The sequence below is a fragment of the Bradyrhizobium sp. BRP19 genome, from assembly GCF_020194195.1.
Classification (GTDB): Bacteria; Pseudomonadota; Alphaproteobacteria; order Rhizobiales; family Xanthobacteraceae; genus Bradyrhizobium; species Bradyrhizobium yuanmingense.
In genome coordinates, this window is sequence record NZ_JADYVZ010000023.1 from 1 (window position 1) to 24,370 (window position 24,370).

The window sequence follows — 24,370 nt, forward strand, 5'->3', positions numbered from 1 at the left end:
TCAAGCGCATCGTGGTGAAGCCGGGCGGGCGGCTGTCGCTGCAAAAGCACCATCATCGTGCCGAGCACTGGATCGTGGTCCGCGGCACGGCGCAGGTCACCGTCAACGAGACCGTGAAGACGGTGCATGAGAACGAGTCGATCTACATCCCGATGGGCGCCGTCCACCGGATGGAGAATCCCGGCAAGATCCAGCTGGAGCTGATCGAGGTCCAGACTGGAAGCTATCTGGGGGAAGACGACATCATCCGGATTGAAGACGACTATCAAAGGTCGTAACCAGCAAACTCCGAATCACGCGACCCGGGCCGAGAAGCGGTATCTTTTTCGGCCTAAGGCCCGGGGAACGTGTAACTTTTTGAATCAAATCGTGTCCGGCCCGCCAGGGCGGCATTCGCCACAAATGTGGCGTCCGTGCTAGAAGCGGCCCGGGGATTTGCGTTGAATTGGGGTTTGCTCAGATGACTTCCAGGGGATCTGCACCGGCAAAGGCCGGCTTGCGCGTCGGTGTCATTGGCGCCGGCGTGATGGGCAGCAACCATGCGCGCGTGCTCAGCGGCCTGCCCGGCGTCAGCCTCGTCGGCGTCGTCGATCCCTCGCCGGCACATCGTGCGCGGGCCACGGAGCTCGCCAATTGCGAAAGCTTCGAGACACTTGACCAGCTGTTCGCCGAAGGCGTCGATGCCGTCACCATCGCGGCACCGACCCATCTGCATCACGAGGTCGCGCTCGCATGCATCGCCAAGAACATCCACGTGCTGGTCGAAAAGCCGATCGCATCCACGGTGGAAGAGGGCCGCGAGATCGTCGCCGCCGCGCACAAGGCGGGCGTCACGCTGATGATCGGCCATGTCGAGCGCTTCAATCCGGCGGTCGCCGCGGTCAAGCAGGCGATCGCGGGCGAGGACATTCTCTCCATCGCGATCACCCGCGTCGGCCCGTTCCCGCCGCGCATGTCCAATGTCGGCGTCGTCATCGATCTTGCCGTGCACGACATCGATTTGATCCGCTGGTTCACCGAATCCGACATCGTCGAGGTGCAGCCGCAATTGTCGAGCGCGGTCGCCGAGCGCGAGGACATCGCGCTCTTGCAGTTCCGCACCGAGAGCGGCGTGCTCGCCCACATCAACACCAACTGGCTGACGCCGTTCAAGGCGCGCAGCGTCACGGTCGCAACGCGCGGCAAATACGTGATGGGCGATCTCTTGACGCGCCAGGTCACCGAATGCTTCGGGTTCAAGCCGGACGGCAGCTACTCGATGCGGCATCTGCCGGTCGGCCATGACGAGCCGCTTCGCGCCGAGCTGATCGCATTCCTCAAGGCGGTGCGCAACGGCGAGACGCCGGCGGTGACGGGCGACGAGGGCGTCGCCAGCCTCGAGATCGCCACGCAATGCCTGGAGAGGCCCTCGCGTCCTGCGGCGACGTCACCCGCGCGCAAGGGGCCGCGCCGCGTCGCCGGCTGATCCCTTCCATGTCGACCGCTCAAACGTCACAAGGCGTCATGAACCAGCACTTACGTTCCGAACCCATTCCCTTCATCGACGTCGCGTCGCAGCGCCGCCGGCTCGGCGCCTCGCTCGATGCGGCCGTGAAGCGCGTGATGGACCATTGCCAGTTCGTCAACGGGCCGGAGGTCTTCGAGCTCGAGAAGCAGCTCGCGGCCTACTCAGGCGCCAAGCACGTGATCGGCTGCGCCAGCGGCACCGACGCGATCCTGATGGTGATGATGGCCAGGAATGTCGGGCCCGGCGATGCCGTGCTGTGTCCGTCCTTTACCTTCATCGCGACCGCCTCGCCGGTGGCGCGGACCGGCGCGACGCCTGTCTACGTCGACGTCGACGAGGCGACCTTTAACATGAGCCCGGAATCGCTCAAGCGCGGCATCGCCACCGCCCGCAAGGCCGGTCTCAAGCCCGTCGCGGTGATTCCGGTCGATTTGTTCGGCCAGCCCGCCGATCACGACGCCATCGCCGAGATCGCCAGGGCCGAAGGCCTGTTCGTGCTCGACGACGCCGCGCAAGGCTTTGGCGCGAGCTACAAGGGGCGCAAGCTCGGCACCCTCGGCCACGCCACTGCGACCAGCTTCTTCCCGGCAAAGCCGCTCGGCTGCTTCGGCGACGGCGGCGCCATCTTCACCGATGACGACGAGCTCGCCGCCACCTTGCGCAGCATCCGCGTGCACGGGCAGGGCGTCGACAAATACGACAACGTCCGCCTCGGCCTGACCGGCCGGCTCGACACCATGCAGGCCGCGGTCCTGATCGAGAAGCTGAAGATTTTTGACGACGAGATCGCCGCCCGCAACAGGGTTGCGGAGCGCTATGCGCGCGGCCTGTCCAACGTGGTCACCGTGCCGCGCATCGCGCCGGGCAATACCTCAGTCTGGGCGCAGTACACCATTCGTCTTCCCAAGGGTATCGACCGCGACGGCTTCGCTGCCGCGCTAAAAGCCCAGGGAGTGCCGACCGCGATCTATTACGGCAAGTCGATGCACCAGCAGACCGCCTACAAACAGTACCCGGTCGCCGAGGGCGGATTGCCCGGTTGCGAGAGCCTGTCGCCGGACGTCATCAGCCTGCCGATGCATGCCTACCTGACCGAGGCCGATCAGGAGCGAATCATCGCCGCCGTCCGCGGCGCGCTGGCGGGCTGAGTTCTTCCCTCTCCCCTTGCGGGAGAGGTTGGCTTCGCGAAGCGAAGCCGGGTGAGGGGTCTCTCTCCGTACGGCATGCACTGAGAGATACCCCTCACCCGATTGAGTCTGTATCTGCCTGCGGTGCTGCCCTCTCCCGCAAGGGAGAGGGCGCAGTAATGCGCATCGCAAGATGCATCGACCTCCGTCCGATAAGTCTCTACAACAATCCGCATGCTCGGACGCATCTTCACGGTCGGTGGTTACACGCTGCTGTCGCGGCTGACGGGGTTTGCCCGCGACATCATGCTCGCGGCGATCCTCGGTGCCGGGCCGGTGGCCGACGCCTTTTTCGTGGCGCTGCGGCTTCCCAACCATTTCCGCGCGATCTTCGCCGAGGGCGCCTTCAACGCCGCCTGGGTGCCGGCCTATGCCCATGTCCATGGCGAGAAGGGGGAGGCGGCGGCAAAGCTATTCGCCGACCGCATCTTCACGCTGCTCCTGGCCTCGCAGGTGGTGCTGCTGATCGCCGCCTGGCTGTTCATGCCGCAGGCCATGAGCATCCTGGCGCCAGGTTTTGGTGAGGATGCCGAGCAGCGCAAGCTCGCGATCGAGTTGACCCGCATCACCTTTCCCTATCTGCTCTTGATCACGCTGGTGACGCTCTATGGCGGCATGCTCAACGTGATGCAGCGCTTTGCCAGCGCCGCGGCCGCTTCGATCTTCCTCAACGTCGCGATGATGATGACGCTGGCGGTTGCCGTCTGGTTTCCGACCGCAGGCCATGCCGCGGCCTGGGGCGTGCTGATCTCCGGCTTCCTGCAATATTTCCTGCTCGCGGGCGATCTCGCCCGCCATGGCGGCCTGCCGCGCTTTGCGCCCTTGAAGCTTGATGAGGACGTTCGCGGCTTCTTCAAAGCGCTCGGACCTGCGACGCTGGGCTCGATGGGCACGCAGCTCGCGCTGTTCGCCGACACCATCATTGCGACGTTCCTGCCCGCCGGTGCGCTGTCGGCGCTCTATTATGCCGACCGGCTTAACCAGCTGCCGATCGGCGTCATCGGCATCGCCATCGGCACGGTGCTGCTGCCGGAGATGTCGCGGCGGATCACCGCAAACGACCACGACGGTGCGCTGAGCGCGCAGCGCCGTGCCTTCGATTTCACGCTGCTGTTCTCGATCCCGTTCGTCGCGGCCTTCCTCACCGTGCCCGATGCGATCATGCGCGCACTGTTCGCGCGCGGTGCGTTCTCCAAGGCCGATGCCGCCGCCGCCGGTGCGACGCTCGCGGCCTATGCCATCGGCCTGATCCCGTTCGTGCTGATCCGCAGCGCGGTCGCGACCTTCTACGCGCGCAAGGACACCGCAACGCCGGTCCGGGCGTCGCTGACGGGCATCGCGGTCAATGTCGCGCTGAAGGTCGCTTTGATGGGATCGCTGGCCCAGATCGGCCTCGCGCTGGCGACCGCCGTCGGCGTCTGGACCAACCTTTTGCTGGTGCTGTTCTTCGCCGTGCGGCGCGGCTTTCTCGTGCTCGACCGCGCCTGGCTGCTGTCGCTCGCCAAGTTCTTGCTAAGCGGCCTCATCCTCGCCGCCGCGTTCTGGCTGATTGCACGTTTCAGCGGCCCCTGGTTGGGCGCGATGCACTTCCGGGATGAGTTGATGCTGGTCCTGCTCGCCGTCGGCGGCACGATCGTCTACGCGCTCGCGATCCTCGTGCTGTTCGGCCGCAAATGGCTGGTCTCGCTGGTGCGTGGCTAGAGAGCACGGCATTCGCCTCCAGGCTGCAGCCAACATCGGCACATCTCTTGATTTTGCGCGATTGCGGTGGTAGGAGTCGCTCATGATCAAGTGCTCGCGCAAAGTCTCCCGCAACCACATCACCCGCTTCGGCTGGGAGGTGGGAGGAGTCGTGCGCTAGGATTTCGACGACATCTTTTCCACCAGGCCCCGCCGGCATCGGACGGGGCCTTTTCATTGGCCACGCTCCCTGCCGGCTCAACAGCAGGAGCGTCCGATGCCACCACAACTGACGAACATCTCATCCGAGGCCGAGCACGATGCGGCGGTGCTTCGCCTCGACCAATCCATTGCGCTGGCGAAGCAGGCCATGGACGAGGTTCTGGCGGCAGCGGCTCGTCTCAACGTGTCCGTTGCAACGCCGGGCCAAGCCTTGTCGGGGAGAGAAGCTGCCGCAGCCGCGCCGGCGCAAAGTCTCCTGGGCCTGCTCAAGCGATATTGGTCTGCTTTTGGGACGTGGCGCCTGCACCCGCGGGTCAGTTTGATGGATCTGAGCGACAGGGAGCTGACCGACATCGGCCTGACGCGCGCCGAGATCAACTATCTCGCACCTGGGCGGGCGATCGATGCGCTCAGAGATAGTACGAGGTATCTGTTGAGCCGCGGGATGTGAGTAATCGACGATCCTCACGCCGGCATACGACCTGCCTCGCGCAGCTTGAACGCGGCAAGGTCTGGCTCAATCCAGCCGTGCCGGGCCTCCCGCGAGAACAGCGCTTCGCGGCTCCAGAAACGTAAGAGTACATCCTTTTCGGTTGCCGGGGACGCCAGCACCGCGTTGCAGGCGGCGACAATGTCGCGGCGGCCGACCTCCGCAAGAATTCCTTCGATGATCATCAAGAAAGCCATCGTAATCGTGTGGTGATAGCCACGCACATCGTCGTTCACGCCGCCAGCGGCAACATTGTAGGCGCGGATCATCTCGGGGAGTTCGACCCGCCAGTCCCGAGCCGGATCGGTGGCGAGCAAGTAGCTCGTCACGATCAGATGTTCACGATGGCTGAAACGTGCCCCCGGAAGTGTACGCGCGAGGAAGCCCTCGCTCAGTTCGGCGACCTCTGCAGCATCCGTGCAGCTACGTCTGTTGCTCATGGCTGCGTCCTATGTTACCTTGGTACCAAAGTAACATTAAAGGCAAATTGGGATCGGTCAACTCGGCCGCCCAGGCTCTGCCTGTGTGACAACAATCGTTCCTCGGTCAGAGCGTCGACCCCCGCAGGCGTCCGAACGAATCCAAGATTCACCTGGTCTCTGAGGACGTGAGTTGCAGGGCTGGAGACCGATGCCCGAGCAAGTCCGGCAATGGCATGATGCGACTAAACCCCCGTCTTCCGATCGAGGTCACACATTATGAACTCAGAAGCTCACAAACATTCAGTCCAACGCGTACAGACGGGAGTTCGGATCGAGAAGCGCATTCTCAAGGTCGCGAAGGGCCTCGCCGAATACCTGGATATGAGCCTCGGTGATTTGCTGGAGGGCGTTCTCCTGCATTCGTTCGAAGGCAAGACTCCGTTCGAGCCTGCGACGCTGCAACGCATTTCGACGCTGAAAGATTTGTACGGGCTGACGCTCACGGCCTCCGATGCTCATCAGCTATTTGAAGCTCGGGGTGAGCACGAGAACAGCTAAGTGGGAGCGCTTGGCTCTCGCCGTCAACGTCACACGATCACGCTGGGACCTTGCCGAGCATTCCCGTGAGGCACGCGTGGCGCGATTGAACCTGCGACCCCTGCGCCCGCCTAAACCCGTTTGCCTTGCCAGTTTTTCCACGGCAATATGCCCACAAAACAACCATGAGAACGGGAAGATAAAATGGCGGCTCCCATCAAGTTCGGCGTTGGCCAAAGCGTGCTGCGCAAGGAGGATGACGCGCTCATCCGCGGCAAGGGCCGCTATACCGACGATTACGCGCCGCAGGCCGCGCTCCGCTGCCTGGTGCTGCGCTCGCCGCATGCGCATGCCAAATACAGCATCGATGCGAGCCGCGCGCGCGGCCTGCCGGGCGTTGCGCTGATCCTGACGGCCGACGACGTCGGGGATCTCGGCAATCTGCCCTGCCTGTTCAACCTCGAGACCGATCCGTTCACCGGCCCGCCTTACCCGATCCTGGCCAAGGACGAGGTGCGCCATGTCGGCGACGCCATCGCCTTCGTGGTCGCCGAGACCATCGACCAGGCTCGCGACGCGATCGAGGCGATCGAGGTCAAATGGTCGCCGCTGCCCGCGGTGACCGGCGTCGTCAACGCCGTGAAGAAAGGCGCAGCCTTGGTCTGGCCGGACAAGCCGGGCAACGTGCTGTTCGACGTCTCGATCGGCGACAAAGCGGCGACGGAAGCTGCCTTCGCGAAAGCGCATGCGGTCGCCGAGATCTCCATCGTCAATCCGCGCGTGGTTGCAAGCTTCTTGGAGACCCGCGCTGCCGTCTGCGAATACGATTCCAAGCGCGACCATCTGACGCTGACGGTCGGCAGCCAGGGCAGCCACCGTCTGCGCGACATCCTCTGCCAGAACGTGCTCAACATCCCCACCGACAAGATGCGGGTGATCTGCCCCGACGTCGGCGGCGGGTTCGGCACAAAACTGTTTCCGTATCGGGAATATGCCCTGATGGCGGTCGCTGCGCGCAAACTGAAGAAGGCGGTGAAGTGGGCCGCCGACCGCTCCGAGCATTTCATGGGCGATGCGCAGGGCCGCGACAATGTCACCACCGCCAAGATGGCGCTGGCTGAAGACGGCAAGTTCCTCGCGATGGATTGCGACCTCATGGGCGACATGGGCGCGTATCTGTCGACCTTCGGGCCCTACATCCCGCATGGCGGCGCCGGCATGCTGCCCGGCCTCTACGACATCCAGGCCTTCCATTGCCGGGTGCGCACGATCTTCACCCACAGCGTGCCGGTCGACGCCTATCGCGGCGCGGGCCGGCCCGAAGCCGCCTATGTCATCGAGCGCCTCGTCGATGCCTGCGCGCGGAAGCTCGACATGACGCCGGACGCCATCCGCCGCAAGAATTTCATCCCTCCGAAGGCGCTGCCCTACAAGACCGCGACCGGCAAGGTCTACGATTCCGGCGACTTCGCCGCGCACCTGAAGCGCGCGATGGAGATCGCGGAATGGAAGGAATTCCCCAAGCGCGCCAAGGCGGCCAAGAAGGGCGGCCTGATCCGCGGCATCGGGCTTGCGAGCTATGTCGAGATTTGCGGCGTGATGGGTGAAGAGACGGCCAACGTCCGCCTCGATGCCAATGGCGACGTCACCGTGCTGATCGGCACGCAATCGAGCGGGCAGGGCCATCAGACCGCCTATGCGCAGATCGTCGCCGAACAGTTCGGCGTGGTGCCCGAGCGCGTGCATGTCCGGCAGGGCGACACCGACGAGATCGCAACCGGCCTCGGCACCGGCGGCTCGGCCTCGATCCCCTCCGGCGGCGTCAGTGTCGAACGTGCCACGCGCGAGCTCGGTTCGAGGCTGAAGGAGATCGCGGCGCAGGCGCTGGAAGCCAGCGCGGGCGACCTCGAAATCTCCGAAGGCGTGGTGCGGATCGCCGGCACCGACCGCTCGATCTCGTTTGCCGACCTGGCCAAGCGGCCCGGCGTCGATCCATCGAAGCTGAACGGCAGCGCGACCTTTGCCAGCGCCGACGGCACCTATCCCAACGGCACCCATGTTGCGGAGGTCGAGATCGATCCGGCGACCGGCATCATCAAAATCGTCAACTACGTGATCGTCGACGATTTCGGCAAGACGCTCAATCCGCTGCTCTTGGCCGGCCAGGTGCATGGCGGCGCCATGCAGGGCATCGGCCAGGCCTTGATGGAGCAGGTGGTGTATGGACCGACCGACGGCCAGCTCATCACCGCGACCTTCATGGACTATGCGCTGCCGCGCGCGGCGGACGGGCCGGCCTTCGTGTTCGAGACCCACAACGTGCCCTGCAAGACCAATCCGATGGGCGTGAAGGGGGCCGGCGAGGCCGGCGCGATCGGCTCCTGTCCGGCCGTGGTCAACGCCATCGTCGATGCGCTCTGGCGCGAGTACAAGATCGACCACATCGACATGCCGGCAACGCCCGAGCGGGTGTGGATTGCGATCAGCGAGCATCACCGCCGTCACAGCTTGTGAAGCCGCGCTTCCCGCGCGCACGGGAATAAACCCGCCGCGCGGGGTTCTACCCATGATGGGTCCCGGCTTCGCGCGAAGCCGGTGACGTCTCATTCCCTGAACGTCTCGATAGCCGGAGAAACCAACCAATGAAACGGACGATGATTGTCGCGGGCGTCCTCGTGCTGGGCGCGGGCGCCGTCATGGCGCAACAGGAGATTGCCGTCCAGCAGGACAATCTGATGCGGGCGATCGCCAAGAATCAGTATGGCGTGCTTCAGAAGATGAGCAAGGGCGATATTCCCTTCGACAAGAAGGCTGCCGATGAGGCCATCGCCAGCATCGAGGCCGATGTTGCCAAGATCGCCAAGACCTTCGAGATCAATCCCAAGCAGGATGTCGTCAACGCGACCTACGGCTCCTCGCCGAAGGTCTGGCAGAACAAGGCCGATTTCGATGCCAAGATCCCGCCGGTGCAGAAGGCGATCGCCGACGTCAAAGGCAAGATCACTAATGTCGCGGGCCTGAAGGCGGCCTACACGGCGATCAACGACCGCTGCAATGATTGTCACGAAACGTATCGCGTGAAATTGAAATAGCGGGGCGCAGTTAACGGGCTACCAAGGACTTCGGAAAGGGCGGTTGCGAAAGCAACCGCCTTTTTCTTGACCGCGGCCCGCAGGAACTTCCGTCCGCAAGGCCTGACGGATTGCCGCGAGAGCGGCTATCTTTGCGCCAACGGCCGTGCGCTCACACGAGTCTCTCCCGGCATCCTCACGTCGGGATTCCCAGCGCGCGGCGAGCACCTCGATCAACAGCGAGACAGGCCATGGCAAAACCGTTCCCCTCCAAGACCCATATCGGCAATCATATGCTGCATCCGGAAACCCTGATGCTGACCTATGGCTATGATCCGCAATTGTCCGAGGGCGCCATCAAGCCGCCGGTGTTCCTGACCTCCACCTTCGTGTTCAAGACCGCCGAGGATGGCCAGGACTTCTTCGACTACGTCGCCGGACGGCGCGAGCCGCCGGAAGGCATGGGCGCCGGCCTGGTCTATTCGCGCTTCAATCATCCCAACAGCGAGATCGTCGAGGACAGGCTCGCGATCTACGAGCGCACGGAGAGTTGCGCGCTGTTCTCGTCCGGCATGGCAGCGATCGCAACCACGATTCTGGCCTTTGTTCGCCCGGGCGATGTCATCCTGCACTCGCAGCCGCTCTATGGCGGGACGGAGACGCTGCTGACGAACACGCTCGCGCGCCTGTCGATCGGCGCCGTCGGCTTTGCCGACGGCATCGACGAGACGGCGGTCAAGCAGGCCTCGGAGGAGGCCATGGGCAAGGGGCGGGTTTCGATGATCCTGATCGAGACGCCGGCCAATCCGACCAACGGCCTCGTCGACATCGCAATGATCCGCCGCATCGCCGATTCCATCGGCAAGGCCCAGGGACACACGCCGGTCATCGCCTGCGACAACACGCTGCTCGGGCCGGTGTTTCAGCGGCCGATCGAGCACGGCGCGGATCTGTCGCTGTATTCGCTGACAAAGTATGTCGGCGGTCATTCCGACCTGATCGCGGGCGCCGCGCTCGGATCGAAGGCGATCATGAAAGGCATCAAGGCGCTGCGCGGCGCCATCGGCACCCAGCTCGATCCGCATTCGTGCTGGATGATCAACCGCTCGCTCGAGACGCTCAGCCTGCGGATGGAGAAGGCCGATGCGAATGCGCGGCTCGTGGCAGACTTCCTGCGCGACCATCCGAAGGTCGCCAGGGTGCACTACCTCGGTCACCACGAGCAGGGCTCGCTGTCCGGCCGTGTGTTCGCGCGGCAATGCCTGGGCGCGGGCTCGACGTTCTCGTTCGACATCGTCGGCGGCAAGGAGGCGGCGGTGAAATTCCTCAACGCGCTGCAGATCCTCAAGCTGGCGGTGAGCCTTGGCGGCACGGAATCGCTCGCAAGCCTGCCGGCGACGATGACCCATTCCGGCGTTCCCGCCGACATCCGCCAAAAGATCGGCGTGCTCGATTCCACGATCCGGCTGTCGATCGGCATCGAGAACCCGTCGGACCTGATCGCAGACCTCGCGCAGGCGCTGAACGCGGCTTGAGCACGGTCAGAGTCGTAGCGTCGTAGCCTGGATGGGGCGCAGCGAAATCCGGGGACCTGTCCGTAACGCGCAGGGCTCCCGGATTGCACCAACGGGCGGCGCTTCGCGCCGACCGTTGGCTCCATCCGGGCTACGAAGTTGCTTGGAATCGAAAAAGGCCGGACGCTCCCTCCTTGCATCCGGCCTTTCCGCGACGAAGCCCGCGTTTTCGCTTTACTTCGTCACCTGACCGCGGATCTCGCCGGCCGGGTTCGCCGCGGTATGGATGTTGATGTAGTACTTGCCGCCGAGCAGATCGGCGGCCTGCGCGTCGGTGAGCGTGGCTTCGCCCTTGACCGGGCTCGAGGCTGCATTCGGGATCGGGACCGCGACGCCGGCGTTCTTGCCGGCTTCGGCAGGCCCGTGGAAATGCGCGGCGGTGGCGGGGCCCGAGAGGCCGGAATAGGTGACGGTCCAGGACAGCTTCTTGCTGGCAGCGTCGTAGTCCAGATCGGCCGTTCCGGTCGCGCTGCTGGTGTTGGCGGGGACTTCGGATTTGCCGTCCAGCGTCGCCTTCAGTTTCTCCGCGCTGGCCGGGGCGGCGAACGCAACGGCGGCTCCGAGTACCAGTGTGGCAAAAACGGCTTTGGTCATGGCTTTCTCCTGTTGACGCCTGATTGCTTTTCAAACAGTGCGTCATGCGGTTTATTCCGGCATTACATCCGGGCCGTCTAAAATATTCGTGGTTGGATCGAGCGCGGCATGACCCTTAAGTTCGCGCGTTCACGATGGAATGATCGAATGTTGCGACGAACGCTCCTTGCCGCCCTGATCGCCGCCGTCGCGGCGTTCGCCCTCTATTGGTGGTTGACCGCCCCGGCCGTGCTGGCCGTGCCGGCGCCGATACGCAACCCCGATCTCGCCAACGGGCAGGAGCTGTTCAACGCCGGCGGCTGCTCGTCCTGTCATGCCACCCCCAATCAGCCCGATCGCCTGCGGCTCGGCGGCGGGCTGGCGCTGGGCTCGCCGTTCGGGACGTTCTACGTCCCCAATATTTCCCCCGATCCCGCTTACGGGATCGGCCGCTGGAGCGAGGCCGATTTCGTCAACGCCGTGATGCGCGGTGTCTCGCCCGCGGGCACGCACTATTTCCCCGCGTTTCCCTACACGTCCTATCATCTGGCCAGTGTCGACGACGTCCGCGATCTCTTTGCCTATCTGAAGACGCTTCCGTCGGTGTCCGGCACAGTGGGCGACCACGCGCTGCCGTTTCCGTTCAACATCCGCCGCAATGTCGGCATCTGGAAGCTGCTGTTCATGGACACCGCGCCGTTCGTCGCGGACGCCGCGCGCTCGCCGCAATGGAATCGCGGAGCCTATCTCGTGAACGCTTTCGGCCACTGCGCCGAATGCCACAGCCCGCGCAATGCGCTCGGCGGCATCATCGCCAGCCAGCGCTTTGCCGGTGGGCCCAATCCCGAAGGGGAGGGCTGGGTGCCCAACATCACGCAGCAGGGCATCGGCAACTGGAGCGAGAAGGATATCGCGGATTTCCTCGAGACCGGCGACCTGCCCGAGGGCGACAGCGCTTCGGGCGCGATGCGGGCGGTGATCAAGAATCTGGCGCAACTTACCGCGGAAGACCGCGCCGCGATGGCCGCCTATCTGAAGTCGCTGCCGCCGGTGCAGGGACCGACACCGCCCAAGCGCAAGGAGGGCGGCTAGCGCTGCCGGCGCTTCGGCCGTTGTTTTGCGCGTGATCTAAAGCGATGAGATTGGGATGAATCATCATCGCGCTTTAGGTTGTTGTTTACGCATGATCTTTCCGGAAAACCGCTCCGCACTTTTCCGGATCATGCTTTAGCCGGTGCCGAACGCCTTGAAGGTGATGATGGTGAGAGTGTCCTGGATGCCCGGCAGCACCTGCACCTTCTCATTCACGAAGTGGCCGATGTCGGTATCCTTGTCGACGTAGAACTTCACCAGGAGGTCGTATTGGCCGGCCGTGGAGTAGATCTCGGAGGCGATCTCGGCTTCGGCAAGCGCATTGGCCACCGTATAGGACTGGCCGAGCTTGCACTTGATCTGAACGAAAAAAGGAACCATCGCGGGCACTCCGAAAGCGTATTCTTCCGGCTAATAGGCCAAAACCGGCTGGATTTAGCAAGCGAACTTGCTGGATCATCCGAGGTGCATTCGGGCGCGATGCTAGGATGGGACCACTGCGGCGGCCAATGCATCCCTCAGGCGCTGGGCGAGCTCGACCTTGCGGTAGGGCTTGGTCAGCACGACCGCTCGCGCCTGCGCGCGGCCCTGCTCGACCAAGGTCTCCAGCGCGTAGCCCGAGGTGAACAGGACCGGCAGGCCGGGACGCACCCGCCGCGCCTGATCGGCGAGCTCCCAGCCGCTCATGCCGCCCGGCATCACGATATCGGTGAACAGCAAGTCGATGCCGGGATCGCCCTGCAGCTGCTGCAAGGCATCCTTGCCGTTGACCGCGGCGACGACGCGATATCCGAGCGCTTCTACCCTGCGAATGACGGAGGAGCGGACGAACGGATCGTCCTCGACGATCAGGACCGTCTCGTAGCCTCGCGGCGCCGTGTCCTCGCCGTCGGGAAGATCGGCTTGCGACCTACCGGTGCTCGCGCGCGGCAGGTAGATCCTGGCCGTGGTCCCAAGGCCAGCCTCGCTGTAGATCGAGACATGGCCGCCTGATTGCTTGGCAAAGCCATAGACCATGCTGAGGCCGAGGCCCGAGCCCTTGCCGACCTCCTTGGTGGTGAAGAACGGCTCGAACGCGCGTGCGGCGACCTCGGGCGTCATGCCTTCGCCGTCATCGGTAACCGCGATCAGGGCGTAGCTGCCGGGTGCGACCTCCCGGTGAACGGCACCGTCATCATCTTCGATCGTGACCAGTTCCGTGGCCAGCGTGAGGTGGCCTCCCGATGGCATGGCATCCTGCGCGTTGAGCGCGAGATTGAGCACGGCGGATTCGAGTTGGGCGCGGTCGGCAAAGGCCAGGATCGTGCCGGGCTCGGAGGTCGTCCTGATCTCGATGTCTTCGCGCAAGGTGCGCTTGAGCAGCTTGAACATGGAATCGAGCAGGCTCCGGCAATCGATCGTCTGAGGCCGCAGCAATTGGCGGCGGCTGAAGGCGAGCAGGCGCTGCGTCAGCTCGGCACCCCGTTCGCCCGATTGGCAGATGTCGTCGGCAAAGCGCCCGAGGTCGGGCCTCGCCTTGAGCTGCTCGCTCAGGTGCTCGGCATTGCCGATGATGACGGTCAGCAGATTGTTGAAGTCATGCGCGATGCCGCCGGAGAGCTGACCGACCGTCTCCATCTTCTGCGCCTGCTGAAGCTGCTGCTCGGTCAGCTTGCGCGCGGTGAGGTCGTGGACGATGCCGACGAAGATCAATTCGCCGTCCTGCCGCGCCTGGCCGACCGACAGCTCCATCGGAAACGTCGTGCCGTCCTTGCGCAGGCCGACGGCCTCGCCGCTGGTCGCGAAATGCCGCGCCTGGCGCTCGGATGCTGCATCCGCCTCGGGCATCAGCATGCCGACGTTGCGGTTCATCACCTCGTCGGCACGGTAGCCGAACAGGCGCTCGCAGGCCGGATTGAACAGCAGGATGCGGTCCTGCGCATCGAGCAGGATGACGCCGTCGACCGCGGTCTCGACGATCGCGGTGAGGCGCGCCACGCTCTCGCGCATCGCGCGCTGGGCGTCGCGGACCTGCTGCAGCAGCAGCGTGGCGTCGCGGCTCTTGATTTCCTCCTCCTCGAGCGCGGCCTGGACCTGTCGCAGCTCGAACGGCGAGGGGATCGTGAGGATCTTCGGCAGCAGCGGCCAGAGCGCGGCGGCGGTGAAGACCGACGCGACCGCCGTGGCGGCCTTGAGCATGCCCTCGATGCCGTAGATCGGAACCCAGAGCGTATAGATCGACAGCACGTGGGTCAGGCCGCACGCCATGATGAAGATCGCGAACGCCCAGTAGACCCAGCCGAATTTGAGGTCGCGCCGCTTGGTGACGAGGATGGCGAGGGCGAACGGGATCGAGAAATAGGCGGCGGCAATGCTGGCGTCGGAAACGACGTGAAGCCAGATCAGCTGAGGCTCCCACAACAGGCAGATGCCGTGCGGCGACAGCATGGACGAGTCGAGGAGACGTTCGAAGAAGGCCCACATCGTTCCACCCCAAGGAGTCTTGTTCAGGTGGCTTGCGGGGCCGGCGGCCCGCAACATGGGGGCGCTGGACGGTTCCACCACCTGACGTCTCGCGTAACCGGCGAAGCACGCTAAGGTACGCGACTATAGCAAGGGTCCGGCGCCGTTGCATTTTCAAGCCCGCATCATTTCGGGCCTTGGTTCGCGCTGTGTCCGACTGATTCGCAAGGCGCGCAATTGATTCGCGAATCACGCCTGGCGGCGGCCCGGCGCGCTTGCTGACGCTCCACGGTCGCGCTACGAGTGGCCATGGCGGCCTCCTCAAGCACATGTCTCCCGCGATGACGACCCCGGTCGCACTCACCATCGCCGGTTCCGATTCGAGCGGCGGCGCCGGCATCCAGGCGGACCTGAAGACCTTTGCCGCGCTCGGCGTCTATGGCGCCTCCGTGATCACGGCGCTGACGGCGCAGAACACGCGCGGCGTGACCGGCATTCACGCGGTGCCGGCCGGGTTCGTCACCGAGCAGATCGACGCGGTGTTCTCCGACCTCGACATCGGTGCGGTGAAGATCGGCATGGTGGCCCAGGCCGCCAGCATCGATGCCATCGCGGCCGCGCTGTCGCGCTGGGCGCCGCGGCATGTCGTGCTCGATCCCGTCATGGTGGCGACCTCCGGCGACCGCCTGCTCGCCACGGAGGCCGTCGACGCCCTGCGCGCCAGGCTGATGCCGCTGGCTGCCGTGATCACGCCGAACCTGCCGGAGGCTGCGGCCCTGCTCGATGCGCCGGTGGCGGCGAGCGAGGCCGAGATCGAAAGCCAGGGACGCCGCCTGCTGGCGCTGGGCTGCCGCGCCGTCCTGATCAAGGGCGGGCACGGGGAGGGCGCCGAGAGCACCGACTATCTCGTCACTGCCGAGACCGCGATCGCGCTCGCCGCGCCGCGTGTGGCCACCCGCAACACCCATGGCACCGGCTGCTCGCTGTCCTCCGCTATCGCGGCAGGGCTGGCCAGGGGCGAGGACCTCGAGGCCGCCGTGCGCAACGCCAAGGCCTGGATCAGCGCCGCGATCGCCGCCGCCGACCGCTTCAGCGTCGGCCACGGCCACGGGCCGATCCATCATTTCCACAAGTTCTACTGAGGCGGGCACCTGAACGCGCGCCCCATCCTTCGAGACGACCGCTTCCAGCGGTCTCCTCAGGATGAGGCTAAGCAGCACTGTGCCCGTTGAAGCTAGGGCCGCACACTCGGTCCTCATCCTGAGGGCCCGCCAAGGGCGGGCGTCTCGAAGGATGTGCCGCGGGGAGGTTTGCCTCAGAGAAGAGCGGGGGCTTGCGCCCCTGCGGCGCCATGTCGCCTGATTGTCGCATGCGACTGATATTCGCGGGGAGGGCGAGGCAAGGCGTGATTCGTATTTGAAGGTGCCTCAAGGGTTCAATCGGTCATCCCCCTGTCACGGGACATTGTTACAGGCTGGCGCATGGGAAGTTACGATGTGAGTGACGAGAGCCCGGAGCGGCGCTTTCGCACGTTGTTCATCTCCGACGTCCATCTCGGGGCCCGCGGTTCACAAGCCGATCTTCTGCTCGACTTCCTGCGCTACCATGATGCCGATACGATCTATCTCGTCGGCGACATCGTCGACGGCTGGGCGCTGAAATCGAGCTGGCACTGGCCGCAATCGCATAACGACCTCGTCCAGAAGCTTTTGCGCAAGGCGCGCAAGGGCGCCAAGGTCATCTACATTCCCGGCAATCACGACGAGTTCCTGCGCAACTATTACGGTACGCATTTCGGCGGCATCGACGTGGTCGAGAACACGGTTCACACCGGCGCCGACGGCAAGCGCTATCTCGTCATTCACGGCGACATCTTCGATCTCGTGGTGCAGAACGCGCGCTGGCTCGCCCATCTCGGCGACAAGGCCTACGACTTCGCGATCCAGATGAACCGCCTGGTCAACTTCTTCCGCCGCCTGTTCGGCGTGCCCTATTGGTCGCTGTCGCAATGGGCCAAGCAGAAGGTCAAGAACGCCGTCAACTATATCGGCGCGTTCGAGCAGGCGCTCGCCGCCGAGGCGCGGCGTCACCAGGCCGACGGCGTGATCTGCGGCCACATCCACTACGCCGTGATCCGCGACGAGGCCGGCATCCGCTACATGAATTGCGGCGACTGGGTGGAGAGCTGCACCGCGCTGGTCGAGCATGACGACGGCCATTTCGAGATCATCACCTGGGCGGATCAGTTGCGGAAGCCGGAGCAGGTGCCACAGGTCGCAGCCAGAGCTGCATAACAAGGACCACTTGATGCGCATCCTGGTCGCGACCGACGCCTGGCACCCGCAAGTCAACGGTGTGGTTCGGACGCTGACCAAGCTCGCTGACGCTGCAAAAGCGCTCGGCGTCGAGTTCACGTTCCTGACGCCGCAATCGTTCCGCACCTTCGCGATGCCGAGCTATCGCGACTTGCGCCTCGCCATGCCGCGCCCGGCCCGGATCGCAAGGCTGATCGAGGAGGCACGTCCCGACAGCATCCACATCGCGACCGAAGGGCCGATCGGCCTGATGGTCCGCCGCTATTGCCGCCAGCGCAAGCTGCCGTTCACGACCAGCTTCCATACCCGCTTTCCCGAATATGTCCGCGCCCGCGTGCCAGTGCCGGGCTCGCTGATCTGGCGGGCGCTGCGGCGCTTCCACAGCGCCAGTCGCGCCGTGATGGCGGCGACGCCGGCGCTCGCGCGCGAACTGACCGAGCGCGGCTTCGACAATGTCGTGCTGTGGCCGCGCGGCGTGGACACCACGTTGTTCCACCCGCGCGTCATCGATCTCTGCCTGCCGGCACCCGTGTTCCTGTCGGTCGGCCGCGTCGCAGTCGAGAAGAATCTCGAGGCGTTCCTCGACCTCGACCTACCCGGCACCAAGGTGGTCGTCGGCGACGGCCCGGCGCGCGCCTCGCTGGAAGAGGTCTACCCCGATGCGATCTTCCTCGGCGAGAAGCACGTCGAGGAACTGGCGGATATCTACGCGGCCGCCGACGTGTTCGTGTTCCCGAGCAAGACCGACACTTTCGGCCTGGTCCTGCTGGAGGCGCTCGCGAGCGGCCTGCCGGTCGCGGCCTTCCCCGTGAAGGGTCCCCGCGACGTGATTGGCGATGCGCCGGTCGGCGCGCTCGATCACGATCTGCGCAATGCCTGCTTCGCCGCGCTCGATATCTCCCGGCAGGACTGCGTCGCGTTCGCCGCCAATTACACCTGGGAGGCCTCTGCAACGGTCTTTATCGACAGCATTTTGGCGGTCGGGGCGGTGCTGCCCGGTCGGAACGCCGCGGAACAGCCGCGTTTCGTGGCTTGAGGCAAGAAATCCTCTCGCGGAGGTGTCTTGCCCGGGCCTGATCGGCCGCGATAACATTCCGCCATGACCGAACAGGCCCTTCCGGTCGGCCCTGCCGACATCGATGCCGCAGCGCGCGTGATCGCGCCTTACGCCATCCGCACCCCGCTGTTGTCCTTCCCCGTGCTCAACGAGCGCGTCGGTGCGAAGGTGTTCCTGAAGCCGGAGATGCTTCAGCGCACCGGCTCGTTCAAGTTCCGCGGCGCCTTCAACAAGGTGTTCTCGATCCCGCAGGACAAGCGCGCCGGCGGCGTCGTTGCGTTCTCCTCCGGCAACCACGCCCAGGGCGTGGCGGCGGCGGCAAAGATCCTGGACATGCAGGCCACCATCGTGATGCCAGCGGATGCGCCGCTGTCGAAGCGCGAGCGCACCAAATCCTACGGCGCCGAGGTCGTGCTGTATGATCGCTATAACGAGGACCGCGAGGCGATCTCGCGCGGCATTGCCGAGAAGCGCGGCGCGACGCTGGTCAAACCCTACGACGATCCGTTCGTGATCGCAGGGCAGGGCACCGCCGGCCGCGAGATCGCCGAGGACATGGCAACGCTCGGCCTCGGCCCCGACATCGTGGTGGCGCCGGCCTCCGGCGGCGGCTTGATCGCGGGTGTCGCGACCGCCGTGAAGGCGCGCTATCCGCAAGCCGAGATCGTGGTCGCCGAGCCCGAGGCCTTCGACGATCACGGCATTTCACTCAGCGCAGGCCATCGCGAGCCGCATCCGCCGGCCGGCCGCACCATCTGCGATGCGCTGATGGCCCTGATGCCGGGCGAGATGACGTTTGCGATCAACAGCAAGCTCTTGGCGCGCGGCGTCACGGCGTCGGACAAGGAAGTCGGCGCGGCGGTCGCCTTTGCCTATCGCGAGCTGAAGCTGGTGGTGGAGCCCGGCGGCGCGGTGGGGCTTGCTGCGCTTCTCGCGGGCCGCCTTGATGTGGCCGGCAAGAACGTCGTCATCGTGCTGTCAGGCGGCAATGTCGATGCGGATCTGTTCGCGGAGCTGGTGGCCTGATCGTCATTCCGGGGCTCGCGCAGCGAGAGCTATGATGCGCAATTGCGCATCTGAGAATCCATAACCACGATCGGGAGTATGGATTCCGGGCCTGCGCCTTACGGCGCATCCCGGAATGACCAAGAACAGACATGAAGAAGGGGCAGAGCGTTTCCGCTCTGCCCCTTTGTCGTCTCGCTCGCCGCAATCAGTGCGTGAAGCCGCCGCGACGGTTGCCGCCATTGTTCATGCTCGGCGCTTGGTTCATCGACTGCCGGAAGTTGTTGTTGCTGCTGACCATGCGGTTCGGCACCGTGTTGAGCTGCGGACGGCTCGTCTGCACGTTGGTCTGCACCTGCACCTTGTTGACCGGGCTAATGTTGGGCCTCACGATGCCGGTGTTGCCGTTGTTGACGCGGATCGGCTGGTTCTGCGTCTGAACGTTGGCCGGCTTCACGTCGATCTTGGTGCTGCCTTTGCCGACATTCACCGGCATGCTCACGATCTTGGGCGGAGAGCCGTTGCCGGCATTGTTGCCGCCGTTCTGCGGCTTGCTGGTCGCAGGCAGGGTCACGATCTTGCCGATGCCGACCTTGCCGTTGACCGTGTTGGTCGGCGCAGGCAGCGTGACGATCTTGCTCGGGGTCTGCGGCGGCGTGCCGTTCTGCGGGTTCGGCTGGTTGTTGCCGGCAGGCAGGGTGACGATCTGGCCGCCATTGCCGAGCTTGCCGAGGACGTTACCGTCGAGCGGCTTCTGCACGACAGGCAGATTGCCGTTCACCTGCGCGCCATTGCCCTGCTGCATCAGCGGCATGTATTTGGGCTGGCCGAGATTGCCGATCTTGATCGTCGGAGCAATGGTCTGCGGCGCCAGGAACTTGGTCGCCTGCATCAGGGGGATCTGCTTCGGCTGCACCTGCAGCTTCAGCGCGACCTGCGCATAGGGGCTGTTGCCGTAGCTGTCATAGAAGCTCTTGTAGGCGAGCGGCGAGTTGGCGAGCACCGCCTTGTGCCAGGCCTGCGAGATCAGGATGTTGTTGAGCAGCCAGCGGATGTGGTCGCACAGCGGGTCGTGCGGGTACATCCGGATGAACTCCTGATAGTACTCCGGCCGGCCCTCGGACACGACGTAGTCATAGGCCTGGCGGGTGGAGCGGCTCGGCAAATTGGAGGCCATCTGCACGACCGGCGCTTTCACCGGCGCGCGGTTGGCGGCAACGGCGGTGTCACCGAAGAAGGTGAAGTCGCTCGTCAATGACGAGCTCTCCCACGGAATCTGCGCGCCGCTGGTGGTCTGGTTGACCTGCAGGCGCACGCGCTTGAACAGCTGCTCGATCGGCACGTTGGGCTCGCGCGCGACGTTCAGGAACGCCTGTGTGTACGGGCTGTGGCCATTGGTGCCGTCGAGCGCCTCGGCACCTGGCGCGGTCGAGTAGCCGACGATCGAGCCGTTCGGCGCATCGACGATGGCAAGGCCACGGCCGGCGTCGTTGATTTCAGGGAAAGGGTTGTTGCGGCAGGCATCGAGGATGACGATGCGCATGCGGCTCGGGATCGTCTCCAGCGTCGACATCACGTCGACGAGGCGCAGCGAATTGTTGACCAGCTCGGTCGGGCTGGAAACCTTGGCGTCGACCGGAACGAGATAGTTCTCGCCGGCGAGCTGCACGCCGTGACCGGCGTAATAGACCATCGCCACCGTGTTCGGACCGCGCGAGGCGACCTTGGCGGAGAAGTCCTGGACGACGCGGAGCATGTCGTTCTGGGTCAAGTCGGTCGCGGCGACCACTTCGAACCCGGCGGAGTTCAGGAACTGCGCCATCGACTGGGCGTCATCGTCGGGATTCGCAAGCTGCGGCGCGTTCTGGTAGTTGGCATTGCCGATCACCAGCGCCACCCGCTGCTCCGGGCCTTGCAGCGCGGTGGGGGCAGGCTGCACGGGGGCGACTTGCGCGGAAACGGGCCCGCAGGCGAAGCCGAACAGGCTTCCCAGCAGGCTCGCCGTCATGAAAAAGGGCTTTAGGCGGAACATGGCGTGCTCCTTTGGCACTCATCTCGATGCGAGATTGGTTGCGCGCAAGCTTGGCCGCGTTCGACCCTTGCGGTCCGTGATCCCTGTCACCATGCTGGCCTCCGTGATCTGAATCACGCTCGGAACCTGTTATGGTTAGCGATCGATTGGGAGGACGTCCGCCACATGCTGAAATCGATCGATCCGATCCTCACCCCCGATTTGCTCTGGCTGCTCGCCGCGATGGGCCATGGCGACGACCTCGTGTTCGTCGACGCCAATCACCCCGCCACCCGGATCGCGCAGAGCACCTCGTCGCAGCGCCTGATCCAATTGCCGGGCATGACGATGGAAACTGCCATCCGGGCCATCATGTCGGTCTATCCGCTCGACGATTTCGATCCCGATCCGGTGCGTGTGATGATGCCGATCGACGATCCCGACCGCGTGCCCGAGGTGCAGCGCGCGGTGCTCGCGGAGATCGCGCGTGCCGCTGGCCGGCCGGTCACGCCCGGCAAGCTCGCGCGTCCCGACTTCTATCGCGCGGCAGCGGCTGGCTTCGGCGTCGTGCAGGTCGGCGACAGCAGGGGCTATGGTTGCTTCCTGATCCGCAAGGGTGTGATCGGCTAGGAATATCATGAAGCATCCATCCTCACTGATCGTGTTCGGCGGCCTTCCAGGTACCGGTAAGACGACGATCGCTCGCGAACTCACCGTCAGGCTGGCGGCGACCTATCTTCGTATCGATGCGATCGAGCAGCCATTGCGGGACGCAGGTTTCATCGTCGGCGCAGCCGGCTATGCCGTTGCCAACACGCTCGCCGCCGAAAACCTCAAGCTCGGGCGCATCGTCATCGCGGACTGCGTCAATCCCGTGCTGGCAAGCCGCGCCGGATGGCGGCAGACTGCCTTGCGAACCGGCGCACGCATCGTCGAGATTGAAGTGATTTGCAGCGAACCGGCGTTACACCGGCAGCGCGTGGAAATCCGGCTGCCTGACATTGACGGTCACAGGGTCCCAACCTGGGATGACGTCGTGAGCCTGACTTACGAGCCGTGGGATCGGGAGCGCTTGGTGCTCGATACGGCCGAGAGTTCGCTCGATCATGTCCTGGACGGCGTTGAAGCGCATGTGCGCGACAAGATCGGCTAGTCGTCTTACTGGCGTTTGCTGGGACGAAACGCCTCGCACTCGAATTTGAGTGGCCTTCTCGCATCCGCCTGTCTATCGTCGATTCATGTCTCGCCTTCTGTGTCTCTTCGTTGCTGTCGTCCTGTCGCTGCTGCCGGCTGTGGCACCGGCCGAGCCCGTGCAAAAGCGCCCCAAGCCGGTCTGGAAGGGCTACGGCTTCCTGCCGGGCTATCGGCAGCCGCTCAGCAACAGCATCCCGCTCTACAAGCAGAAAGACGCCATGCGCCGCCTGTCGCGCGCCGACCGGCGCCATTGGTACATCGACCCGGTTCCGCAATATTATCGCTGGGACGGCGAGTGGCACTATTTCGGTCGCCCCGGATTCAACGGCGGCCGCTACAACGGCGGCAGCTATGGCCCGTGCTGGACGCGCACGCCGATCGGTCCGATCTGGAATTGCGGGTGAGGCGCTGACGTCGCCTACGCGTCATTGCGAGCGCAGCGAAGCAATCCAGAATCCCATCGCGAAGACAGCCTGGATTGCTTCGCTCCGCTCGCAATGACGGTGTGGGGGAGTGCGCGCCCCTTACGAAAAGAACGCGATCTTCTCGGCCTGGGTCATGCGGCGGATCGGGGCGAGGGGGTCGTTGGCCGGTGCGCGGGGTTTTTGCAGGATGCCGCTGGCGAGGATGGTGGCGCCGAGCGAGACGTCGGACATCGATGCGGGCAGGGGCGAGGGCATCGGCAGGGTCGCGGTCGGGGCTGCCGCCATTGATGCGGTGGCCGCCATGGCCGGCGCCTGCTGCTCCATCACCTCGGCGGCGGCTTCCGCGATGGCGTCGGTGAGGCGCGCGAGCGAGTCCAGCGCGATCGGCGCGTCCGCGGGCTCTTCGGCGATGGCTGCGAGGACAGGCTCAGCTGCGACCGGCTCCGGCTGTTCGGTGGCAATGGGCGCCACGACATCCGAGAGCGCCGGCTCCGGCGTCGCGGCTGCCATCTCCACCGGCTCGATGATCTCGTCGAAGTCGGGATCGGGCGCGGCCATCTCCATCGCGATGGCCTCGAGGATGGCTTCGTCCTCGGCCTCGGCTGCGGCGTCGAGTGCGAACTCCTCGCGTGCGAACTCCTCGCTTGCTTCCGTCAAGACCTCCGGCTGAGCGGCCGGCTCTTCAAACGCGACGGCTTCGAGCTCGGCATCATCAGGCGCGCCGTTTTCGAGCGCCGCGCTTTCGGCAGGGATCTGGCTTTCGGCCGCGATCTCCTGTGCGGCAGCCGCGTCCATCGCCTGCTCGGCCATGGCGGCGGTTTCAGCGACGGCCGCTGCTTCGACGGCCGCATCGAGTTCCGGAGCTGCTGCGATCTCTTCGCGCGTCTCCGTAAAAGCCACGGGTGCATCGCCCGCCATCGCCGCCGTCTCGACGGGCGAGGCTGCTGCGACTGATGACGGCGCCTCCTGCGTCGGAGCCGGAGCGGCCTGTGGCGTTGCGTCGCCGTCGAGCTGCTCGACGCGGTCCTTCAGCAGATCGAACGCAGCCTTGAGCTCGATCCGGGGATCGAGGGTCGAGATCTGCCCGCAGGCGGCCTCGATCGAGGCCAGCTGCGAATCAATGAGGTCGCAGATTCGCCCGTCGGCGCCGATCTCGCGCCAGCGCCAGGAGATCTCCTTGATGATGCGCACCCCGCGCGGGATCGGCGCGAGACTCGCCTCGATCGCGCCGGGATCGATCGCGGCGAGCGCGATCGTCTCGGCCTCGCAGATGGCGCGGCGGATCTCGACCAGCGCCTCGGGCAGGCGGTCCTCGACCATCGGTTGCCGCTGTGCCGCAAGGGTTTCCTCGATTTTGGCGACCGCATCCAGCACCATGCGAGTGTCGGCATTGCGGTTGCGCTTGGCATATTCGCCAAGGAACCAGCGGCCGCGCGCGGTCTCCATGAAGGCTTCGCGGATCGCGTCGTAATCCTGCTCGTTCGGCGCGGCCGCGCGGGCAGACATGGGCGAGAGGGCGAATGCTTCGTTGGCCATGACAATCTCGTCGCGCAAATCAGTGCGCGT

23 protein-coding genes are annotated in these 24,370 nt (G+C 65.0%); 17 read left to right on the top strand and 6 right to left on the bottom strand.

What is annotated here, in order from left to right; genetic code table 11:
* The 5 genes from I6F36_RS34655 to I6F36_RS34675 all read left to right on the top strand — a co-directional run.
* Window positions 1-278 (top strand): cupin domain-containing protein (locus tag I6F36_RS34655; protein ID WP_225173006.1); only part of this gene is annotated, 278 nt, incomplete at its 5' end.
* Between the two features lie 182 nt (window positions 279-460).
* On the top strand, window positions 461-1,465 hold the full coding sequence (locus tag I6F36_RS34660; RefSeq protein ID WP_036032059.1) for a Gfo/Idh/MocA family protein: 1,005 nt from the start codon (window positions 461-463) through the stop codon (window positions 1,463-1,465).
* A gap of 38 nt (window positions 1,466-1,503) precedes the next feature.
* Entirely contained in the window at window positions 1,504-2,655 is a 1,152-nt protein-coding gene (locus I6F36_RS34665) for a DegT/DnrJ/EryC1/StrS aminotransferase family protein (RefSeq protein ID WP_225135935.1), read from the top strand.
* A gap of 213 nt (window positions 2,656-2,868) precedes the next feature.
* A complete protein-coding gene (murJ, locus tag I6F36_RS34670; protein ID WP_225135856.1) occupies window positions 2,869-4,395 on the top strand; it encodes a murein biosynthesis integral membrane protein MurJ in 1,527 nt (508 codons plus the stop codon).
* Window positions 4,396-4,651: 256 nt separating this feature from the next.
* Window positions 4,652-5,047, top strand: a complete 396-nt coding sequence (locus tag I6F36_RS34675) for a DUF1127 domain-containing protein (RefSeq protein WP_225114172.1) — start codon at window positions 4,652-4,654, stop codon at window positions 5,045-5,047.
* A gap of 14 nt (window positions 5,048-5,061) precedes the next feature.
* Here the strand turns inward: I6F36_RS34675 and I6F36_RS34680 are convergent, their stop codons facing one another.
* Window positions 5,062-5,526 (bottom strand): hypothetical protein, encoded by a 465-nt coding sequence (locus I6F36_RS34680; protein WP_225135858.1) that lies wholly within the window; start codon window positions 5,524-5,526, stop codon window positions 5,062-5,064.
* Between the two features lie 258 nt (window positions 5,527-5,784).
* Here I6F36_RS34680 and I6F36_RS34685 point away from each other — a divergent pair, with 258 nt between their 5' ends.
* The 4 genes from I6F36_RS34685 to I6F36_RS34700 all read left to right on the top strand — a co-directional run bounded on the left by I6F36_RS34685 (window position 5,785) and on the right by I6F36_RS34700 (window position 10,651).
* A complete protein-coding gene (locus I6F36_RS34685; RefSeq protein ID WP_036015526.1) occupies window positions 5,785-6,066 on the top strand; it encodes a hypothetical protein in 282 nt (93 codons plus the stop codon).
* Window positions 6,067-6,249: 183 nt separating this feature from the next.
* A complete protein-coding gene (locus I6F36_RS34690; protein WP_225173007.1) occupies window positions 6,250-8,559 on the top strand; it encodes a xanthine dehydrogenase family protein molybdopterin-binding subunit in 2,310 nt (769 codons plus the stop codon).
* Window positions 8,560-8,687: 128 nt separating this feature from the next.
* Window positions 8,688-9,137, top strand: a complete 450-nt coding sequence (locus I6F36_RS34695) for a cytochrome c (protein ID WP_036015531.1) — start codon at window positions 8,688-8,690, stop codon at window positions 9,135-9,137.
* 230 nt (window positions 9,138-9,367) lie between these two features.
* Window positions 9,368-10,651: a cystathionine gamma-synthase family protein gene (locus I6F36_RS34700; RefSeq protein ID WP_109143142.1), complete on the top strand. Its 1,284-nt coding sequence runs from the start codon at window positions 9,368-9,370 to the stop codon at window positions 10,649-10,651.
* Window positions 10,652-10,864: 213 nt separating this feature from the next.
* Here the strand turns inward: I6F36_RS34700 and I6F36_RS34705 are convergent, their stop codons facing one another.
* A complete protein-coding gene (locus I6F36_RS34705) occupies window positions 10,865-11,284 on the bottom strand; it encodes a CHRD domain-containing protein (protein WP_036015536.1) in 420 nt (139 codons plus the stop codon).
* Window positions 11,285-11,431: 147 nt separating this feature from the next.
* Between I6F36_RS34705 and I6F36_RS34710 the strand changes: the two genes are divergently transcribed.
* Window positions 11,432-12,355 (top strand): cytochrome c, encoded by a 924-nt coding sequence (locus I6F36_RS34710; RefSeq protein WP_225173008.1) that lies wholly within the window; start codon window positions 11,432-11,434, stop codon window positions 12,353-12,355.
* 135 nt (window positions 12,356-12,490) lie between these two features.
* On the opposite strand, the gene I6F36_RS34715 is transcribed toward I6F36_RS34710, so the two are convergent.
* Both I6F36_RS34715 and I6F36_RS34720 read right to left on the bottom strand, forming a co-directional pair.
* Window positions 12,491-12,736, bottom strand: a complete 246-nt coding sequence (locus I6F36_RS34715) for an Lrp/AsnC family transcriptional regulator (RefSeq protein ID WP_018642903.1) — start codon at window positions 12,734-12,736, stop codon at window positions 12,491-12,493.
* Window positions 12,737-12,838: 102 nt separating this feature from the next.
* Window positions 12,839-14,818: a PAS domain-containing sensor histidine kinase gene (locus I6F36_RS34720; protein ID WP_225173009.1), complete on the bottom strand. Its 1,980-nt coding sequence runs from the start codon at window positions 14,816-14,818 to the stop codon at window positions 12,839-12,841.
* Between the two features lie 320 nt (window positions 14,819-15,138).
* Here I6F36_RS34720 and thiD point away from each other — a divergent pair, with 320 nt between their 5' ends.
* The 4 genes from thiD to I6F36_RS34740 all read left to right on the top strand — a co-directional run bounded on the left by thiD (window position 15,139) and on the right by I6F36_RS34740 (window position 19,195).
* Window positions 15,139-15,939 (top strand): bifunctional hydroxymethylpyrimidine kinase/phosphomethylpyrimidine kinase, encoded by an 801-nt coding sequence (gene thiD, locus I6F36_RS34725; RefSeq protein ID WP_225135867.1) that lies wholly within the window; start codon window positions 15,139-15,141, stop codon window positions 15,937-15,939.
* Between the two features lie 339 nt (window positions 15,940-16,278).
* The gene (locus I6F36_RS34730; RefSeq protein WP_109143147.1) at window positions 16,279-17,091 is read left to right on the top strand and encodes a UDP-2,3-diacylglucosamine diphosphatase; all 813 of its coding nucleotides are present in this window, start codon (window positions 16,279-16,281) and stop codon (window positions 17,089-17,091) included.
* Between the two features lie 13 nt (window positions 17,092-17,104).
* Window positions 17,105-18,148 carry a glycosyltransferase family 1 protein gene (locus I6F36_RS34735; protein ID WP_225135869.1) on the top strand — a complete coding sequence of 348 codons (1,044 nt, stop codon included), beginning with the start codon at window positions 17,105-17,107 and terminating at the stop codon, window positions 18,146-18,148.
* A 63-nt stretch (window positions 18,149-18,211) separates the two neighbouring features.
* A complete protein-coding gene (locus tag I6F36_RS34740) occupies window positions 18,212-19,195 on the top strand; it encodes a threonine/serine dehydratase (RefSeq protein WP_225135872.1) in 984 nt (327 codons plus the stop codon).
* Between the two features lie 187 nt (window positions 19,196-19,382).
* Here the strand turns inward: I6F36_RS34740 and I6F36_RS34745 are convergent, their stop codons facing one another.
* Entirely contained in the window at window positions 19,383-21,206 is a 1,824-nt protein-coding gene (locus I6F36_RS34745) for a caspase family protein (protein ID WP_225173010.1), read from the bottom strand.
* Window positions 21,207-21,371: 165 nt separating this feature from the next.
* On the opposite strand from I6F36_RS34745, the gene I6F36_RS34750 reads away from it, so the two are divergent.
* The 3 genes from I6F36_RS34750 (at window position 21,372) to I6F36_RS34760 (ending at window position 22,783) form a co-directional block, all read left to right on the top strand.
* Complete coding sequence (locus I6F36_RS34750) at window positions 21,372-21,815, top strand: RbsD/FucU family protein (protein ID WP_225135877.1); 444 nt, start codon at window positions 21,372-21,374, stop codon at window positions 21,813-21,815.
* 31 nt (window positions 21,816-21,846) lie between these two features.
* Entirely contained in the window at window positions 21,847-22,338 is a 492-nt protein-coding gene (locus I6F36_RS34755) for an AAA family ATPase (RefSeq protein WP_338129089.1), read from the top strand.
* Window positions 22,339-22,423: 85 nt separating this feature from the next.
* Window positions 22,424-22,783, top strand: coding sequence for a hypothetical protein (locus I6F36_RS34760; RefSeq protein ID WP_036015565.1), 360 nt, complete (start codon window positions 22,424-22,426; stop codon window positions 22,781-22,783).
* A 120-nt stretch (window positions 22,784-22,903) separates the two neighbouring features.
* Here the strand turns inward: I6F36_RS34760 and I6F36_RS34765 are convergent, their stop codons facing one another.
* The gene (locus I6F36_RS34765) at window positions 22,904-24,340 is read right to left on the bottom strand and encodes a hypothetical protein (RefSeq protein WP_225135881.1); all 1,437 of its coding nucleotides are present in this window, start codon (window positions 24,338-24,340) and stop codon (window positions 22,904-22,906) included.
* Between the last annotated feature and the right edge of the window lie 30 nt (window positions 24,341-24,370).